Source organism: Mycolicibacterium aurum (genome assembly GCF_900637195.1).
Lineage (GTDB): Bacteria > Actinomycetota > Actinomycetes > Mycobacteriales > Mycobacteriaceae > Mycobacterium > Mycobacterium aurum.
In genome coordinates, this window is sequence record NZ_LR134356.1 from 1769945 (window position 1) to 1786437 (window position 16493).

A 16493-nucleotide genomic window follows, 5' to 3' on the forward strand; every position below is an offset into this window, starting at 1 on the left:
GTGCCGTCTCCTCTTCGCGCAAGCGCTCATCGGTCCACCCCGCCCATCACCGGATCGATCGACGCCACCGCCGTGATGGCGTCGGCAACCATGCCGCCCTCGCACATCGCCGCCACCGCTTGAAGATTGGTGAACGACGGGTCCCGATAGTGCACGCGGTACGGCCTGGTGCCACCGTCGGACACCATGTGCACTCCCAGCTCGCCCCGCGGTGATTCCACCGCGGTGTAGACCTGGCCCGCCGGCACACGGATGCCCTCGGTGACCAGTTTGAAGTGATGGATCAGGCCTTCCATCGAATGACCCATGATCTTGGCGATGTGCTCGGGGGAGTTACCCAGACCGTCCGGGCCGACCTTCAGGTCGGCCGGCCAGGCCAGCTTCTTGTCGGTGATCATCACCGGCTCTCCGGTCGAGCGTTCGAGTCTGTCGACACATTGCTCGACGATCTTGATCGACTCGCGCATCTCCTTCACGCGGATCAGGTAACGGCCATAGGAGTCACACCGGTCGTCGGTGACGACATCGAAATCGTATGTCTCGTAGCCGCAATAGGGCTGCGACTTGCGCAGGTCGTGCGGCAGGCCGGTGGAGCGCAGTATCGGGCCGGTGATACCGAGGGCCATGCACCCGGTGAGGTCGAGGTAGCCGATGTCCTGTGTGCGGGCCTTCCAGATGTAGTTCTCGTTGAGCAGGTTCTCCATGTCGCGCAGCCGGGTGGGCAACAGCGTGAGCAGGTCCCGCACCTGGGGAAGACCTTCGTCGGGCAGATCGGCGGCCACTCCGCCGGGCCGGATGTAGGCGTTGTTCATGCGGAGCCCGGTGATGGTCTCGAACACCGACAGGATCAGTTCGCGTTCCCGGAAACCGAGGAACATCGCTGTCATGGCGCCGAGTTCCATGCCGCCGGTCGCGAGGGCGACCAGGTGGCTGGAGATCCTGTTGAGCTCCATCATCATCACCCGGATCACGGAGGCGCGCTCCGGGATGTCGTCGGTGACGCCCAGCAGTTTCTCCACTCCGAGGCAGTACACGGTCTCGTTGAAGAACGGTGACAGGTAATCCATTCGGGTCACGAACGTGACGCCCTGGGTCCAGGTGCGGAATTCCAGGTTCTTCTCGATACCGGTGTGCAGGTAGCCGATCCCGCACCGGGCCTCGACGATGGTCTCGCCCTCGATCTCCAGGATCAACCGCAGCACCCCGTGCGTCGACGGATGCTGTGGCCCCATGTTGACGACGATGCGCTCGCCGGCGTTCTCGGCGGCATTCTGCCGGGCGGCAGTGACGACTTGGTCCCAGTCCTGGCCGCCGACGACAACCACACGGTCGGTCGGACCGGGAATGCTCTGCGACGTGGTCATCAGTTGTACGCCCTCCGCTCATCGGGCGGCGGGATCTCGGCTCCGTGGTATTCGACCGGAATCCCGCCCAGCGGATAGTCTTTCCGCTGCGGATGGCCCACCCAGTCGTCCGGCATCTCGATACGCGTCAGCGAAGGATGTCCGTCGAAGATGATGCCGAAGAAGTCGTAGGTCTCGCGCTCGTGCCAGTCGGTGGTCGGATACACCCGGAACAGAGAGGGGATGTGCGGATCGCCGTCAGGGGCGGCGACCTCCACGCGGATGCGGCGGTTGTGGGTGATCGACAGCAACGGGTAGACCGCGTGCAGTTCGCGGCCGGCGTCGCCGGGATAGTGCACCCCGCTCACGCCGAGGCACAACTCGAACCGCAGTGCCGGGTCGTCGCGCAGAGCCTGGGCGACGACGGCCAGGTGCTCGCGGTGGACCTCCAGGGTGAGCTCGTCACGAAAGACGACAATGCGCTCGATGGATTCGGCAAATGCCTGCTCGCCGAGCGCGGCGGCCAATGCGTCGACCACGTCGTCGAAGTAACCGCCGTAGGGCCGCGGTGAACTGCCGGGGAGCGCGACCGGCCGGATCAACCGGCCATAGCCCGAGGTGTCGCCGCTGCCCTTGGCCCCGAACATGCCGCGCCGCACCCCGATCACCTCCGGACCCGCGTCGCCATCGGTGTCGCGGCGCGCCGTCTGCTCGTCGCCGGAGAGGCCGGTCACCGCAGGAGGCCCTTCAGTTCGATCGTCGGCGTGATCGCCAGCGCAGCCTTCTCAGCTTCCCTGATGGCCTCCTCGCGGTTCACGCCGAGCGGCATCTCCTGAATCTTGTCGTGCAACTTGAGGATTGCGTGTAGCAGCATCTCAGGCCGGGGCGGGCAACCCGGAAGGTAGATATCCACGGGTACCACGTGATCGACACCCTGGACGACGGCGTAGTTGTTGAACATGCCGCCGGATGACGCGCACACACCCATCGCCAGGACCCACTTGGGTTCGGCCATCTGGTCGTAGATCTGACGTAGTACCGGCGCCATCTTCTGGCTCACCCGGCCCGCGACGATCATCAGATCCGCCTGCCGAGGTGTCGCCGAGAACCGCTCCATGCCGAACCGGGAGATGTCGAAGCGCGGCCCTGCCGTGGCCATCATCTCGATCGCGCAGCACGCCAGGCCGAACGTCGCCGGCCACAGGGAGCCTTTGCGCACGTAGCCGGCGACCTTCTCGACCGTCGACAGCAGAATCCCGCCGGGCAGTTTTTCTTCTAGTCCCATACCAGGCCTCCTCGCCGCCACTCGTAGGCGTATGCCACCGACACGTTGAACAGGAAAAGCGCCACCGCGATAACCCCGAAGGTGCCGATGCTCTCGAACGCGACCGCCCACGGATAGAGGAAAACGATCTCGATGTCGAAGATGATGAAGAGCATGGCCGTCAGGTAGTACTTGATCGGGAATCGCTGGGCCGTGGCTGCCACCGCCGGGTCGGACGGATCCATCGGCTCGATCCCGCACTCGTACGCCTCGAGTTTTGCGTGGTTGTAGCGCCTTGGACCGATCAGCAGCGCGATCCCCACCGAACCGACAGCGAACACAGCAGCGATCGCACCAAGCACCAGGATCGGCGTGTACAAATTCATACTGCGCAGCAGCTCCTCGGGGCCGTCGATGTGAGCTATGACACAGCCTAGCCCTGTTTTAGATGCAAGCCACACATTTTGGTTAGTATCGCTTCTGGCGCCATTCGGCGATGCCGCACTGCCTCGAATGGGGCTGTGCAGCAGTGAATTTCGTTATCTGGACGGCTGTCAGGCGGGGCGTAGCAGCGACACGACCGCGTCGCCCAACCGGATCGGGTCGATCGGATGCGGCACCGCAGCCTCCGCGCGCGACCATCGGGCCAGCCACGCGTCATCGGGGCGTCCCGTCAACACCAGCACCGGCGGACAGTGTGCGATCTCATCCTTGAGTTGTTTGGCGATTCCCATCCCGCCGACCGGGGACGCCTCCCCGTCGAGGATCACAAGATCGAACCCGCCCTCGTCCATCTGCCTTATCACCATCGGGCCGGTGGCGATCTCGACGTAGCTCAGTTCCGGAAGCTCTGGATGGATCCGTTTGCCGAGCGCAAGCCGGACCTGCTCCCTGGTCCTCGGGTTGTCGCTGTAGACGAGGATCCGCAACGGGTCCAGCGGCCGCGATTGCTCGCGGGATGGCACAGCCATGCGCGCGATGTTAGCCCGGTGGCGGTACCCCGACGTTCAAGTCGCCGAAAATGGCCCGGTGTAGCGCTGTTCCGGCCACGAATGCTGTTCCCATGCCGGTGAACTGACCTCACGACTGGGCCGGTGACATCAACGCCGCCATCTCGGCGGGGTCGAAGTACTCGTCGACGCGGGTTATCAGACCGTCCGTACCGACCTTGATCACGATGCACACCCGCATCGCAATCGAAGCGCCACTGTGGGCGTCGGCGTGCAGGATGTGCTGCTGGACGAATCCGCCGTCGAACAGCTGACGGTCCAGGATCTCGTACCGTCGGCCGGCGGTGGTCCTGATGAACCAGTCGATGATCTTCACCGACCGTCTGTGGTCGTTGTCCCGGCTGTCGCCGCTGTGCCACACCGATACGCCAGGGCTGAACAGTTGCGACACGGTCTCGAGGTCACTGCCAGCGATGGCGGCGAACAACCTGTCGGCAACGGCGTCGATGGCGGTGTCCGTCACGGCATTGACCTCAACTTCGGTTCAGGTTGAACACTGGTGGGCATGGACCTGACCCCCACGATCTCCCGTTTCGACGACTTCTACAAGAACCAGACCCCGCCATGGGTCATCGGCGAGCCGCAACCGGCCATCGTCGAGCTCGAACGCAGCGGCCTCATCACCGGCCGCGTGCTCGACGTCGGCTGCGGCGCCGGCGAGCACACAATCCTGCTGGCCGCGGCCGGCTATGACGTGCTCGGCGTGGACGGTGCGCCCACCGCCGTCGAGCAGGCGCGCCGCAACGCCGCCGACCGCGGCGTCGACGCCCGCTTCGAGGTCGCCGACGCATTGCACCTGGCCGGTACCCCGAGCTACGACACGGTGGTCGACAGCGCGTTGTTCCACATCTTCGATGACGGTGACCGCGCCGCTTATGTCCGCAGCCTGCACAACGCCACCCGCCCGGGCTCGGTCGTGCACGTGCTTGCGCTGTCCGATGCCGGGCGTGGGTTCGGGCCCGAGGTCAGCGAGCGCACCATCCGTGATGCGTTCGGTGCCGGTTGGGATGTCGAATCGCTGACCACGACCACCTACCGGGGGCTGGTGACCGAGGTGCATGCCGACGCGCTGGGACTCGCTGTCGGTGCCGTGGTCGACGAACCGGCCTGGCTGGTGCGCGTCCGCCGACGCTGACCGGCTGACGCAGGCTCATCGCTCGTCGGCGTACCCCGGGTGGTCGAGCGACAGCCGGTGCCGCACCAACACCTGCAGGCACGCCGTCACCTCGTCGGCGCGTCCGTCGAGCTGGCCCTCGCGGATGGCGAGCGCCAATTCGGTCTCGTCGGCGCAGCCGAGCCCTCCGAGGGCGTCGCGAACCGAGTCGCCGTCGCTGTCCAGCAGCTCACGTTCCACGATGCGCAACACGTTGGCTGCCACTCTGGCGTGGAATCCCACCGGGCCTCCGACGGCGCGGACATCGTCATCGAGGAAGGCGGCGACGGCCGCGATGAGTTCCGCCGCGGTGGGCCGTCGAGTTGCCGACGTCATCGGGGTCCCCTCCCTGTCAGCAGATCCAGCAGGTCCCATTCCGTCTCGCTGACCCGCCGGCCGATGGCAGCCAGCTCGACCGAGGGCGTCTCACCTGACAGGTGCCGTTCGGCCTGATGCCTGCAGATCACACCCCACCGCAGCGTGGCGACGGTCAGCCACCAGCGAAATGCGCTGCGGTCGAGTTCGGTTCCCGAGGCATTCTCATAGGCCCGGAGGAAAGTGTCCACGCTGCCGAGTCCTCCCGCTCCCTGCGACTCGGGCGCGCCGAAGCGCCAGGCCCGGATGCAGAACCAGGCCAGGTCCTCGTAGATCTCGCCGATGTGGGTGAGCTCCCAGTCCAGTACCGCGGCCAGCCCGGAGTCGTCGACGATGAGATTGCCCATCCGGAAGTCGCCGTGCACCAGCCGCATCGGAGACGGGGCGGGACGCTCGTCGGCGAGACGGCGGAACGTCCATTCGAACGTCGCTGTGGTGTCGCCGATCTCGTCGAGGCGGGTGCGCCAGCCGGCGAGCTCGTCGGGGGTGGCCAGGCCGATGCCGTCGGGATCCGCGCGGTGGATCGCCGCCAACGCCGTGGCGCACTGCTGCAGCAATCGTGCTCGCCCCGCATCGTCCAGGCTCCGAAAGATGCGCCGAACGATCGTCTCACCAGGGATGGCATCGCAGATCAGGAACGGATCACCCACGGCCGCAGGCGAATTGTCCGCGGCCAGGATGTGGGGGACCGGGGCGCCCGCTGCCGCGGCGCGCTGCTGGGCGTGGGCCTCCAACTCCATGCTGGCGTGGATGTCGTCGCGGGCGCCGGTACGCAGAATCAGCGCTCGCCGGTCGACGCCCAGCGCGTCGAACGCCCACGTCGTTCTGCTCGCACCCCCGGTCAGCCGTTGCAGGTTCTCCACCGTGACGTCGCCGAGGACCGGCTGGAGCGCACTTTCGAGCGCCCGCGCCAGGTCTGCACTCACCTGTGGGTCCCGAACCCGAACAGCCGCTGCGCCACCCGACGGATCTGGATCTCCTCTGCCCCCTCGGTGATCCGGTAGCGCCGGTGATGCCGATAGATGTGCTCGAACGGCTCGTGCCTGCTGTAGCCCACCCCGCCGAACACCTGCATCGCCCGGTCCGCGGCTTCACACACCAGGCGGTTGGCCCGGTAGTTGGCCATCGAGACCTTGTCCGAAACCTCCATGTGGTGGTTGCGATCGAGTTCGGTGGCGGCAAAGCGAACCAGGAGGCGCACCATCTGCGCCTCGGTCTGCAACTCCACCAGCGGCCACTGAACCGCCTGATTCACCGCCAGGGGTTTGCCGAAGACCTTGCGCTCGCCGGCGTACGTGACGGCACGGTCGATGCAGTACTGGGCTGCGCCGAGGCTACTGGCCGCCTGGCGAATCCTGTTCTCGTGCAGAAAAGTCTGGCCGACCTCGAGGCCGCGGTCGACCTCCCCGAGAATCGCGTCGTCGGCGACGCGGACATTCTCCAGGAGCACCTCGCCGTGATCGGTGGGCATGTTGAACGTCCACCAGTAGTACGGCACCGAGAACCCGGGTGCGTCGGTGGGCACCAGGAACGCACTGATGCCGCGCGCCTGACCCTGCTCGCCGGACGTCCGTGCGAACACCAGGTCGTGGGTGGCGCGGTGCACCCCGGTGTTGAACCGCTTCGCGCCGTTGATCACCCATTCGCCGCCGTCGCGGACCGCGGTGGTCTCCAGCCAGGTGGCGTCGGAGCCGTGGTTGGGTTCGGTCAGGCCGAACGCCATCGACCGCTCGCCCGTGATCAGCGCGTCGGTCCACTCCTTCTTCTGCTCCTCGGTACCGAAGCGATCCATCATGATCACCTGAGGGAAGTTGCCGACGATCGAGGATTCGTCCTGAAGATCGTTGTGCAGACCGAGGCCCTTGTGCGCCAGATGCTCCCGGATCACCGCCATGTCGATGTTGCTGCCGTCCCTGCCGCCGAACTGCGACGGCAGACCGTAACGCAGCCAGCCGGCCTTGTCGGCGCGCCGGCGCATCTCACCGAGCAGGTCCTCCCATTCCCGCCGCGGGACGCCACCGTTGTCCCAGTCGGTGCGGGCGTACTCGCGACGCTGATCGAAGTACTGCATGTGTTCGCGTTCCAGCGGCTTGATCTCGGCCTCGATGAACGCGTCCATCTCGGCGAGCAGACCGGGAAGATGGTCGGGAAGGGTGAAATCCATTGTTCTCCTTTGAACGTCTGGCTGGTCAGTATCCGTACAGCGTCTTCTTCCAGATCCGCGACAGGGTGGCGATGGCGTCCTGGTCGCTCATCTCGATCCCGAGGCCGGAAGCCCCGACGATTACGGTGGTGAAGTTCTCGAACAGCAGCGCGATGGCCGCCGCGGTGTGTTCGGGATTGAGGTCCGAAGCAAAGCCCTGTTGCTGTGCGCGGCGTACCGAGGCGGCGACGATGTCCATGCCGAATCTGCGGAACTCGTTCTGCACCACAGCGAAACGCGGCTGGGTGGCCGCGAGCTGAGCCACGGCGATCATGATTCCGATGTTCTGTTTGAACATCGTCCAGTAGCCGGTGACGACGGTGGTGAAGAACGCGTCGTCGTCCGGTGACTCCGGCAGCGGCAGGCTCAGGCCAGACGGTTGCACGACCTCATGCAGGAACGACTGTGCCAGGTCGGCGAGCAGGTCCTCCTTGTCGGCGAAGTACCGGTAGAACGCCGCAGGCGACTTGCCGGCCGCGGAGGTGATGTCGCCGAGCGTGGTGCCGTGGAAACCGCGTTCGGCGAACAGTTTCCGCGCCGCTTGTGCCAGCGCATCGCGGGTCTGGCGCCCCTTGGCGCTCAGCATCTCTGATGGTCCCGGCGGCACGGCCGTTAATCCAGGATCCGGTCACCGGCGCGCAGCAGCGAGCTGGGCAGGCCGTGACCCACTGCGTCCTGGGCGGCGCGGGCCGCGGCGATCGCCGCCTCCAGATCCACATCGACGTGGATGCCGCTGTCCCGCAACAGGTAAACCAGATCCTCGGCCGCGATGTTGCCGCTGGCCCCGGGCGCGAACGGGCAGCCGCCGAGTCCGCCGACGGAGGCGTCCAGCCGGGTGACGCCTGCGCATACGGCGGCGTAGGCGCTGGCCAGTCCGGCGCCGCGGGTGTTGTGGAAGTGTGCGCCGAGCGGGATGTCGCCGATGTGCGGACGCACCAGGGCGATCAGCTCTGCGACCCGGCGCGGCGTGGTGGTGCCGATGGTGTCGGCGATCGCCAGGCGGTCGACTGCGGCGTCGGTGGCGGCCGTGACGATGTCGATGACCCGCTGCGGGGGTGTCGGCCCGTCGAACGGGCAGTCCCATGCGGTGGCGACGATGACCTCGACAGAGACGCCGCTGTCGTGCGCGATCCCGACGATCTCGGGAATCTGTGCTGTCGCCTCCGCGGAGGAGCGGCCCACATTGGCCCGGCTGTGACCGTCTGCGGCGGACACCACGAACTCGATCGACCGCAGTCCCGCGGCGATCGCCCTCTTGGCGCCGTTGGGACTGGCCACCAGCGCCGAGAACTCGATGTCCGGGAAGTTGTGCAGTTCCGCGGCCAGCTCAGCCGCGTCGGCGAGGGCGGGAACCTTCGACGGCGACACGAAAGCCGTCGCCTCCATCTCCCGCACCCCGGTCGCGGCGATCGCGGCGAGCAGCTCGAGCTTAGCCGCCAACGGAATCGGCTCCTCGATCTGCAATCCATCGCGCAGGGACACGTCCCGGATGTCGACATGTGTGGGTAGATCACTCATATGACACCCTCCTCGCGCAGCGCCACCATCTGGGCCTCGGTCCTGCCCAGGAGCTCGAGGTAGATCTCGGCGTTGTGCTGGCCTGGCCGCGACGACCCGGCACTGCGGATGGTGCCCGGCGTATCAGAGAGCACCGGCACCACACCCGGACCCTTGACATTGCGTCCGATGCGCTCGTCCCAGTGGTCGGCGATCATGCCCCGCGCCTGCAGCTGCGGGTCCTCGACGACCTCGGCGACGGTGTTGATGGGTCCGCTGATCACCCCGGCCTCGGACAGGGTCGCGATGATGTCGGCCGGGTGACGTTCGGCGGCCCACGCTGCGATGATCTTGTCGATCTCGTCCTGATTGCGGCCCCGCGCAACGTGATTGGCGAATCGTTCGTCGGTGGCCAGTTCGGGATGTCCCATAGCCGCGCACAGCCGGCGGAAGACGGTGTCCTGATTCGCCGCGATGACCACCCAGCTGCCATCGGCGGTCGGATAGATGTTCGACGGCGCGATACCCTCCAGGCGGGTACCGGACGGCCCTCGCACCACCCCGCCGACGTCATAGTCGGGAATGGTGGATTCCTGCACCGCCAGACAGGATTCGGTCAGCGCGGCGTCGACCACCTGGCCTTCCCCGGTGACGGAGCGGCGATACAGCGCCGCCAGCGCGCCCTGGGCGGCGAACATGCCGGCGAGACTGTCGCCGAGCGACAGCGCCAGCCGTGGGGGAGGGCCGCCGGGAAAGCCGTTCATGTGCCGCAAACCGCTCGCGGCTTCCGCGACCGAGGCGTAGCCGGCTTTGTGGGCCTCGGGCCCGGTCTGGCCATATCCCGAGACCCGCACCAGGATGATGCCGCGATTGCGTGCACGCAGGACGTCGTACCCCAGCCCCCATTTCTCCAGGGTGCCGGGACGGAAGTTCTCGACGACGACGTCCGACTTCTCGACCAGATCGAGGAAGAGGGCGCGACCCTCCGGGACGCGGAGGTTGAGCGTCACCGCTTTCTTGTTTCGCGCGTGCACCGTCCAGAAGAAATGGTGGCCATCGAGCTCGGCCTGCCCCCACGTCCGCAGCGGGTCCGGCGCGCCGGGCGGCTCGATCTTGACGACCTCGGCACCCATGTCGCCGAGCAGTCGACCCGCGAACGGCCCGGAGATCAGCGTGCCGACCTCGATGACCCGGATGCCGTCCAGTGGGCCGGTCGGAGAGGTCATCGGGCGCCTGCGAAGTCGTGGCGCTGCAGCCAGTCGGTGACGATGGCGGTGGCCTCGCGCAGCTTGTCGCGCTGGTCGACGCCGGCGTAGTAGTGGTTGGCTCCGGTGATCTCGTACATCTCTTTATCTTGATGCCCGATCGCCTCGAAGATCCTGCGGGTGTGGCTTGGTGTGCACGCGTCGTCGGCGAGGTTGCCGATGACGAGGGTGGGCACAGCGATGTCCGGTCCGGCCTTGACGGCATCACCGTTGGCGTCGTCGTAGCTCCATTGCGACAACCAGCTGCGCAGCGTGCAGAACCGCGCCAGACCCACCGGGCTCATGTTCACCACCTGAGGATCGCCCAGATAACACGTCCCGGGGGTGCGTTCATTCGGATCGACCGTCGGGTCCAGCCAGCGGGGATCGGCCATGGTGCCGTGCACGACGAACGCGAACTCGTCGTCCGGTCGGCCAGCCTCCTTCAGGTCAGCGAGCTTCGCCTTGACCCATGCGGTGATTCGCCGGTTACGCGCGATCTGTGCCTGGTGGTAGCGCTCCAGGAACTCCGGCGTGTACGGAGGCTGATTGGGGTTGTCGGGGTTGTAGAGGTCCAACTCCGGGTCACGATTGGTGGGGTCCGCCTCGTCGAGAATCGATGCGTCCATCCACTCGGTCATGGTCCCGTGCCTGCTGATGTGCGCGGCAAGCAGCATGATGCCGTCGGCGGGGATCAGTCCAAGCTTTGTCAGGTCCGGCCCGTCGCCGGACGGGCTGCCGGTGACCGTGGGGTGCTGGGCCTGCTGCTGATAGAACACCGACAGCGATCCGCCGCCGCTCCATCCGGCGAGCACCACTTTGGAGTAGCCGAGGCGGTTCTTTGCGTCCTTGATGCACTCGCCGAGATCCTCGACGACCTTCTCCATCAGCAGCGCCGAATCCGTGCCCCGGAACCGGCTGTTGCAATAGATGACGTGGTGTCCGGCGCGGGCCAGGCCGTTGATCATCGGCAGGTAGGCGCCGCCGCCGATGGGGTGCATGAACACCAGCACGGTGTCTGATGTCGCCGCCGGGGCGGCTCCGGTGTCTGATGTCGCCGCCGGGGCGGCTCCGGTGTCTGATGTGGTCTTCGGCTTGAGGAGATAGCTCTCCAGGACAACCAGCTCCGCGACACCGCCGTAGACGTCGCGCACCGCCGAGTTGTTCTGATAGGCAACCAGATACGGGATGCGCTCGTACTCGTGCTTGACGGGTGCGGGGCGGTCGGCCGTGGTGGTCATTCAGACTCTTCTCTTCTTCGCGCAAGTGCTCATCAGTGCTGTCCCAGGTCGTTGGCGAGAATCTCGGGGGACGGAACGAGGCGGCGCCGGGTGTCGATGGCGATCACCGACCAGTCCACCCGGTTGTAGTCGTCGAACTTGCGGCGGGCCCGTTCACGCGCTTTCTCCGGCGCCCCGTGGTGCACTCCCTGTGGGGCGTGGGACACCAGTCCGGGGGGCATCGGTATCCCGTACAGAGAACCGTCGTGGAAGAACGCGATCTCGTCGAAGTCGACGTTTCGGTGATACCAGGGCGTCCGTTCGGTGCCGGGGACCGACTCAGCCGGCTTGGGTAGGAAGTTCATCACGTAGACGCCGGTGGCCTGCATGAACAGGTGGACCGTGGGCGGCAGGTGAACGCTCTCGGAGGTGATGACCGTGTAGTCGTCGATGTTGAACGTGAACGGAAAGTTGTCGCCTCGCCAGCCTTCGACGTCCAGCGGATTGTGTTGGTAGAAAAGCGAGGTGGTCCCGGCGCCGTCTATCTCGGAGTGGATCAACCGGACCTCGTACTCGTCCCTGCCGTCATCGTCGATGGGTTGGGGTTCGGGGATGGTCGCCTGGGCGGGGTCGAACGGGAAGTGACGGCCGAGCGAGCCGGGCGGCGGCACGCGGAACTCGTCGGTGGCCTGGATCATGAGCAGCGTGGTCTCCTCAGCAGGAACCTGCCGCCATGTACATGCCTTGGGGAGATAGATCCAGTCGCCCTGGCGATAGTTGAGCGGGCCGAATTCGGTTTCCAGGGAACCGGATCCGCGATGGACGAAGGACAGCAGGTCGCCGTCGACGTATCGGGCGAAGTAGGGCATGGGCTCGGTGCGTCGTGACAGCATTACCAGGCAATCGGCGTTTGAGAACATGAGCATTGGTCCGCCGTGTGCATCGGTGGCGTCGCTGGGTTTGAGCTCACTGCTCAACACGTCGGTGGGGCGGAGCGGCCCGACGGTCCGGTACGCGGTCGGATCGTTGCGGCGGTACATGTTCGCCGTGCGCCCGACGAACCCGCCGCGGCCGAGTTCATCGTCCTTCAGTCCGTCGAGGTCGGCATGAATCCGTTTGGGAGTCTTGCCTTTTCGAAGGTGGACGAACGATTCCATGCTCAGCTCCTCGGTCGAAAGTAAAACTGACATTACTTTTATCTTTGAGGTGAGTCAATGGTTGCTGACAGCGAATTGTGCCGGCGAATGAGAGAGGCGCTAAACCTCTGAATTTTCTTCTGCCACTGGGGTTTCTGTGGTCACGGGGGTGGCCTGGTGTCACAGGGTGTGTCGGTGTGTCGAACTAGTGTTCGATGTATGGATGGGGTGTCGGAGGCGGTCGCGACCATCGGCGAGCAGCTGGCGGTGCTGTCGACGGCCTGCGACGAGCTGTCCCACCGCGACCTGATCAGCCTGCTGGTGCAAGTGAGTGCGGTGGTGCGCGCGGTGCCCGCGCTGGAGCACCGCGCGCTGGCGCGCCTGACCGCCGAGACCGAGCCGTGCCGGTTGGGCGAGAAAACCTGGCCTGCAGTCCTGACGACAGCGTTGCGGATCACCAGCGCTGAGGCCAAACGCCGCATTGCCCGGGCCAAGGTGCTGGGCCCACGCCGGAGCTTCACCGGCGAGCCGTTGGCGCCGCTGTGGGAATCCACTGCTGCCGCCCAAGCCCGCGGGGAGGTGGATGTCGCGCATGTGGAGGTCATCGAACGGTTCCACACGGCGTTACCGTCCTGGGTCGATGTCGACACCCGCGCCGCGGCCGATGCCCAGCTGGCTGAGCTGGCGGCGGGGCTGGATCCCGACAACCTTGATGCTGCCGCGAGGCGGTTGGTGGCGTGTATCGATCAGGACGGAGCCGCACCCGAGGAGCGGGAACGGGAGCGGGCCGCCAAGCGCGGCGTGCGGATCGGTAAACAACAGCCCGACGGGACCGCCTCGATCTCGGGCTGGATGACTCCCGAAACCGTGGCCATCTGGGAAGCGCTGCTCGCCAAAGAAGCCGCCCCCGGCCACAACATGCCCGCCGATGAGAACTCCGGCGACGACGCCGGCACGGGTCCCGGCCAGCAGAGCGAGTCCTCGCCGGAGCAGAACACCTGCCGCGATACCCGCACTGCGGCCCAACGCAACCACGATGCGTTTCTGGCGATCGGCCGCCGCGCGCTGGAATCCGGAGATCTCGGCACCCACAACGGCCTACCGGTCACCGTGATCGTTTCGACGACGCTGCAGGAGTTGGAAAAAGGCGCCGGGGTCGCGGTCACCGGCGGCGGAAGCCTGCTACCGATGCCGGATCTGATCCGGATGGCTGCCCACGCCCACCACTACCTCTACATCTACGACCAGCACACCGGCCAGTCCCTGTATCTGGCCCGCACGAAGCGGCTCGCCAGTGCGGCGCAGCGGATCGTGCTGCACGCCCGCGACCGCGGCTGCACCCGCCCGGGCTGCACCGCCCCCGGCTACTGGTGCGAAGCCCACCATGCCGTCACCGACTGGACCAACGGCGGACACACCAACATCGACGACATGACCCTGGCCTGCCCCCAAGATCACCGCATGCTCGACACCACTCAATGGCGCACCCGCAAGAACACGAAGAACGAGACCGAATGGCTCCCACCACCCGACCTCGATAACGGCCAGCACCGCGTCAACGGCTATCACCACCCCGAGCGCTACCTCCTGCCCGAAGACGACGACGGACCGTGAGAGGCGGCATCGCTCAGTCGATGAGATCGACCCGCACGGTGAGCAGGTTCGTCCCGAACGTGCGGACACCGACGTTGTTGAGAGCCGGAAGCGAGCGCATCCGCGCCCGCGCGTCGTCGTCGGGCAGCAGGTGGGCCGTGCCGCGGTGCCAGCGGCCTTTCAGCCGCACCCGCACGCTCGGGTCCGCCTGAATGTTGCGGATGTACTGGGACTTGTCGCCGAACTCGGAGACGAACCAGAACTGGTCGCCGATCCGGCGGCCACCCAGCGGGGTCGTGCGTGGCTCACCGGATGTGCGCCCCGTCGTCTCCAGCAAGGTCTGGAACGGAACGCGGCGCATCACGGTGTTCACGTACCTCTGAAAGGTCTTGGTGACCCTGTCGCGGACTGTGTCGGCCACCAGAACCTCCGTAGCTCACACCATCGCGGTGCGGGGGATCGTCATTCCTATTGTCAGGGCGCCGGCGAGTTCGCGGCTCGTGTCGTAGTCGAAAGCCACGTGGCCGGCGATGACGTCGACGTCGCGTTTGATGCGCTGCAGCGGCTGGTTGAGAAAGTGTGCGCTGGCACCCGAGGCTCCCGCGAGGTCGGCGATCACCGCGCGAGACTGATGGACGATGTGCGCCGCCGCGAGCCGCGCCTGCGCCCGCACGGTGCGAGGGACGGGATCGCCCGTGGCGATCAAATCCTCGATCTCGTCCACGGTGTCAGCCAGCAGGCCCCGCAGTGCCCTCAGGCGCACGCCGGCCTGCCCGAGATGGACCGACGCCACCGGCTTGTCCTTCTGCATCACGCCTTCATATGCCAGGAAGCGCTGCGACAGCCGCTCTCGGTAGATGTCAGCCGCACGTTCGGCGCTGCCGAGAGCAGGCATCGCCGCCAGTAGCGCGAGCGCAGGCACCATCGGCCAGCGGTAGGTATCGGCAGCGTGGACGGCTGCACCCGGAGCTGTCCCTGTGTAGATGTCGGCGACAGAAACCAGCCGGTGCGCCGGGACGAACACGTCATCGATGACGACGTCGTTCGATCCGGTGCCGCGCATCCCGTCGGTGTGCCAGACGTCCTCGATGCACACGTCCGCGATCGGCAGCAGCGCCAGCACCGGAGTGACCCCGGTGGGATCATCGGCGACCCGCTGGAGCAATGCGCCGACGATGATCCAGTTGCCGTCCATCACGCCCGTGGCCCACGACCATCGGCCGCTGACGCGAATGCCGCCCTCGCAGGCGACGCCGATCCCGGTCGGAGCCAGCGGTGCCGGGGCGAGAAACGGGCGGCTCGCGAAGGCCTCCTCCTGCGCTTGCTCGCTGAACAGCGCGAGCATCCAGTTGTGGAGGGCGTAGAACCCGATCGTCCACGCGCTGGACGCGCATCCGTGCGCCATGCGACGCACTGGCGCCAGGATCTCGGGAAACGGTGCCTGTTGCCCGCCGTATCTGGCCGGCACGAGCAGCTCGATGAACTCCGCGGTGGCGGGGTCTGCGAGCGTCGCGGCGGGCAGTCGGCGCAGCCGTTCGGCCTCGGCGGCGCGCTCGGACAGCAGATCGACATACGCGGACGTGATGACGCCGGCCCCGGAGGTGCGCATGGGCGCGAACGTACCATACCTTTTGGTATGGAAGCGGGGACCTCAGTCGGAGAGCATGAGTTCGAGGAACTGCTCGCGCTGGGCGCTCAGGCGCGGCCCCGGCGGCGCGTCGGCGAGATGAAGGAAGCCAATGCCGGCCGCGAACGTCGCGTTCGCGCGCATCTCGGCGTTCTCGGCGTCGAAGCCGGCGTCGACGAACGCCTGACGAACCGCGGCCAGGACACGCTGGTCGGCGACGCGCACGCTTGCCGCGACGGCCGGATCAGTGCGCGCCCACTCCCGCATCGCGCGCTCAAGGGTCCACTGGCGCTCTCCGAGCAGCGAGGACATCATCTGCGCCAGCCGCTCTCGGGGAGGGAGCTGCCCGAGTTCGCGGAAATGACGGCGATCGCCGTCCCGCAGCTCTGCCCAGGAATCGACGAGGGCGGCGCGGTAGGCGGCCATGTCCGTGAAATGCCAGTAGAAACTGCCCTTGGTGACACCCAGCCGCGAGCACAACCGGTCGATCTTGAGCGTTTCGATGCCGCCGTCGGCCACAATCGCGTAGCCGGCCTGGATCCAATCGTCGGCCGACAGCCTGCTTGCACCTGCGCGGCTGCTCGCCATCCGCCGGAGCCTACTGAATTGCCGATAGGGAGGCCGACGTCATTTCGACGTCACTGGTGTTGATCTGCAATTCGGTTCGGTCGGTATGCCGACGGAGTGCCAGCACTTTCACCCACTTCGTACGGCACTTTGTCGATGCCGTCAAAATCGCTTTGCCGCAGGAAGACGGCCCCTTCGGCGTGGCCGGGCTTTCTCACATCGTGACCGCATGCTTTACTGCAACCGCTACAACTGAACTTT

The 16493-nt window shown here is 66.5% G+C and carries 19 protein-coding genes; 2 read left to right on the top strand and 17 right to left on the bottom strand.

From position 1 onward, the window contains the following. Positions 1-26: 26 nt before the first annotated feature. The 6 genes from nuoD to EL337_RS08425 all read right to left on the bottom strand — a co-directional run bounded on the left by nuoD (position 27) and on the right by EL337_RS08425 (position 4080). Positions 27-1364, bottom strand: coding sequence for an NADH dehydrogenase (quinone) subunit D (gene nuoD / locus EL337_RS08400; protein WP_048634291.1), 1338 nt, complete (start codon positions 1362-1364; stop codon positions 27-29). Next, positions 1364-2077 (bottom strand): NADH-quinone oxidoreductase subunit C, encoded by a 714-nt coding sequence (locus EL337_RS08405; protein ID WP_048634290.1) that lies wholly within the window; start codon positions 2075-2077, stop codon positions 1364-1366. Before EL337_RS08405 ends, nuoD begins: the two co-directional genes overlap by 1 nt. Beyond that, positions 2074-2628, bottom strand: coding sequence for a NuoB/complex I 20 kDa subunit family protein (locus tag EL337_RS08410; protein ID WP_048634289.1), 555 nt, complete (start codon positions 2626-2628; stop codon positions 2074-2076). The genes EL337_RS08405 and EL337_RS08410 overlap by 4 nt, the downstream gene beginning before the upstream one ends. Further along, positions 2619-2993, bottom strand: a complete 375-nt coding sequence (locus EL337_RS08415) for an NADH-quinone oxidoreductase subunit A (protein WP_048634288.1) — start codon at positions 2991-2993, stop codon at positions 2619-2621. Before EL337_RS08415 ends, EL337_RS08410 begins: the two co-directional genes overlap by 10 nt. A 168-nt stretch (positions 2994-3161) precedes the next feature. Further along, a complete protein-coding gene (locus tag EL337_RS08420) occupies positions 3162-3578 on the bottom strand; it encodes an Rv3143 family two-component system response regulator (RefSeq protein ID WP_048634287.1) in 417 nt (138 codons plus the stop codon). Between the two features lie 109 nt (positions 3579-3687). Beyond that, entirely contained in the window at positions 3688-4080 is a 393-nt protein-coding gene (locus EL337_RS08425) for a nuclear transport factor 2 family protein (RefSeq protein WP_048634286.1), read from the bottom strand. Positions 4081-4122: 42 nt separating this feature from the next. Here EL337_RS08425 and EL337_RS08430 point away from each other — a divergent pair, with 42 nt between their 5' ends. Next, positions 4123-4752, top strand: a complete 630-nt coding sequence (locus EL337_RS08430) for a class I SAM-dependent methyltransferase (protein ID WP_048634285.1) — start codon at positions 4123-4125, stop codon at positions 4750-4752. Positions 4753-4767: 15 nt separating this feature from the next. On the opposite strand, the gene EL337_RS28940 is transcribed toward EL337_RS08430, so the two are convergent. From EL337_RS28940 to EL337_RS08470, 8 genes are read right to left on the bottom strand one after another with little or no spacing between them, the layout of a single operon-like run. Then, the gene (locus EL337_RS28940) at positions 4768-5106 is read right to left on the bottom strand and encodes a DUF6285 domain-containing protein (RefSeq protein ID WP_048634284.1); all 339 of its coding nucleotides are present in this window, start codon (positions 5104-5106) and stop codon (positions 4768-4770) included. Beyond that, positions 5103-6071 (bottom strand): phosphotransferase family protein, encoded by a 969-nt coding sequence (locus EL337_RS08440; protein ID WP_048634283.1) that lies wholly within the window; start codon positions 6069-6071, stop codon positions 5103-5105. The genes EL337_RS28940 and EL337_RS08440 overlap by 4 nt, the downstream gene beginning before the upstream one ends. Then, positions 6068-7309 (bottom strand): acyl-CoA dehydrogenase family protein, encoded by a 1242-nt coding sequence (locus tag EL337_RS08445; RefSeq protein WP_048634282.1) that lies wholly within the window; start codon positions 7307-7309, stop codon positions 6068-6070. The genes EL337_RS08440 and EL337_RS08445 overlap by 4 nt, the downstream gene beginning before the upstream one ends. Before the next feature lie 25 nt (positions 7310-7334). Beyond that, the gene (locus tag EL337_RS08450) at positions 7335-7934 is read right to left on the bottom strand and encodes a TetR/AcrR family transcriptional regulator (RefSeq protein WP_197724208.1); all 600 of its coding nucleotides are present in this window, start codon (positions 7932-7934) and stop codon (positions 7335-7337) included. A 26-nt stretch (positions 7935-7960) separates the two neighbouring features. After that, positions 7961-8866 carry a hydroxymethylglutaryl-CoA lyase gene (locus EL337_RS08455; protein WP_048634280.1) on the bottom strand — a complete coding sequence of 302 codons (906 nt, stop codon included), beginning with the start codon at positions 8864-8866 and terminating at the stop codon, positions 7961-7963. Next, positions 8863-10071 (bottom strand): CaiB/BaiF CoA transferase family protein, encoded by a 1209-nt coding sequence (locus EL337_RS08460; RefSeq protein ID WP_048634279.1) that lies wholly within the window; start codon positions 10069-10071, stop codon positions 8863-8865. The genes EL337_RS08455 and EL337_RS08460 overlap by 4 nt, the downstream gene beginning before the upstream one ends. Continuing rightward, positions 10068-11330: an alpha/beta fold hydrolase gene (locus EL337_RS08465; protein WP_048634278.1), complete on the bottom strand. Its 1263-nt coding sequence runs from the start codon at positions 11328-11330 to the stop codon at positions 10068-10070. The genes EL337_RS08460 and EL337_RS08465 overlap by 4 nt, the downstream gene beginning before the upstream one ends. Positions 11331-11362: 32 nt before the next feature. Beyond that, positions 11363-12466 carry a homogentisate 1,2-dioxygenase gene (locus EL337_RS08470; protein ID WP_048634277.1) on the bottom strand — a complete coding sequence of 368 codons (1104 nt, stop codon included), beginning with the start codon at positions 12464-12466 and terminating at the stop codon, positions 11363-11365. Between the two features lie 198 nt (positions 12467-12664). On the opposite strand from EL337_RS08470, the gene EL337_RS08475 reads away from it, so the two are divergent. Next, complete coding sequence (locus EL337_RS08475; protein WP_048634276.1) at positions 12665-14059, top strand: HNH endonuclease signature motif containing protein; 1395 nt, start codon at positions 12665-12667, stop codon at positions 14057-14059. A gap of 13 nt (positions 14060-14072) precedes the next feature. On the opposite strand, the gene EL337_RS08480 is transcribed toward EL337_RS08475, so the two are convergent. Genes EL337_RS08480 through EL337_RS08490 form a run of 3 tightly spaced genes read right to left on the bottom strand, consistent with a single transcriptional unit; the run spans position 14073 to position 16253 of the window. Continuing rightward, positions 14073-14459 carry a nitroreductase/quinone reductase family protein gene (locus EL337_RS08480; RefSeq protein WP_083443210.1) on the bottom strand — a complete coding sequence of 129 codons (387 nt, stop codon included), beginning with the start codon at positions 14457-14459 and terminating at the stop codon, positions 14073-14075. Positions 14460-14474: 15 nt separating this feature from the next. Next, positions 14475-15647, bottom strand: a complete 1173-nt coding sequence (locus EL337_RS08485) for an acyl-CoA dehydrogenase family protein (RefSeq protein WP_048634275.1) — start codon at positions 15645-15647, stop codon at positions 14475-14477. 42 nt (positions 15648-15689) lie between these two features. Further along, complete coding sequence (locus tag EL337_RS08490; RefSeq protein ID WP_048634274.1) at positions 15690-16253, bottom strand: TetR/AcrR family transcriptional regulator; 564 nt, start codon at positions 16251-16253, stop codon at positions 15690-15692. Between the last annotated feature and the right edge of the window lie 240 nt (positions 16254-16493).